Origin of the sequence: Streptomyces sp. XM83C (genome assembly GCF_023072675.1) — a bacterium.
GTDB lineage: Bacteria > Actinomycetota > Actinomycetes > Streptomycetales > Streptomycetaceae > Streptomyces > Streptomyces thermocoprophilus.
Window position 1 is genome coordinate 1 of sequence record NZ_JALLGL010000592.1, and the last position, 1,266, is coordinate 1,266.

Annotated in this window: 1 protein-coding gene; it reads right to left on the reverse strand. The window is 64.5% G+C overall.

The window, feature by feature from the left end:
- Positions 1 to 209: 209 nt before the first annotated feature.
- Complete coding sequence (locus tag MTQ10_RS30560) at positions 210 to 824, reverse strand: TetR/AcrR family transcriptional regulator (protein ID WP_247474008.1); 615 nt, start codon at positions 822 to 824, stop codon at positions 210 to 212.
- Between the last annotated feature and the right edge of the window lie 442 nt (positions 825 to 1,266).

The following is a 1,266-nucleotide window of genomic DNA, read 5'->3' on the forward strand; positions in this document are numbered from 1 at the left end:
CCGTCCAGGCCGTCGCCGCCCTGCTGTCCCACCAGCAGACTGCGGACCTGACGTCGGCGCGGCAGATGTGAACACCGAGCCCCGCCGCCATCCTCGACGCCTCACCGCCTACCGTGCACGAGCTCGTAAGTGATGTCCCGTAACTCCTGATCCAGTGAGCAGGCTGCCAACCCGGGACTGGTGCGGATCCGCTTTCTGGAGTGGAGGGGTCAGCAGCGGCGGGACGCATCTTCCAGCAGGTGGTCGATGTGGCGTTGAAGTGTGGTCAGCGCAGTGGCCGGTGAGTGGTGGCCTGCCAGGACGTGGACCGTGAGGCCGTCGGCCAGGGCGAGGAGCATGTGTGCTTCGCGATCGGGGTCAAGGGTCCGGGGGAAATCCTGGGTGTCCTGGCCGTAGCGAATGATCCAGGCAATGAGGTCGTGCAGTTTGGCGTAGGTGTCGTGCAGGACGGCGGCCAGTTTCTCGCTGGCAGGGGCATGGGCGACGAAGGCCAGCCAGACATGAGCCTGTGTCTTCGATGTCTCATCTAGCAGAGCGAGTTCGGCCAGGGTGTGGGACAGCAGAGTCGACGCGGCTTGGGGGGTGGAGGTGGCGGCGATGCGCTGGTTGGCGCGGTCGCTGACGTGCTGGGAGATGTGCTCCAGCGCGAAGAGCAGCATGTCCTCCTTGGTGCGGAAGCATCGCTGGACAGCTCCCATGGAAACGCCGGCCTGGGTGGCGACGTCGCGGAGGCTGACCGCCTCCATGCCGGAGTGCGCGATCAGGGCGCAGACCGCATCGGCGATCCGTCGGCGCCGACCCTCGTAGTCGACCTGCCTGGGCACGGTTTACTCCTCCCTCACGTTCTGATGCGCTTGCATCGTATCCTGGGTGGCGGCAGGATGTGATGCGATCGCATCGGAACGATGTGCGGACATCGGGAGGGAAAGCGCGTCATGGCGAATCAGTTCGAGAGGCCGGACAGCAGCACAGGTCAGGGGCTGTTGTGGTTGTTCGGTGTCATCCTTGTCATCCAGGGCTTCGGCTCGGCCATCACAGAGGCCGGATGGGATACGAGTTTTGGCGTTGCGGGCCTCATGCGAGCAGCCCATATGCCCGAGTGGACAACCCTCCTGGTTGGCTTCGCGGGGTTGGCCCTACTGAAGTTTCCCCGTGATCTTGGACACTCGTTCGTTATGCCGCGAGGGCGTGTTGATGTCGCTGTCTGGTCTCGGCCGGTGTGAGGTAGCCGAAGATCTTGTGCTTGCGCAGGCGACGGCGGTTGTA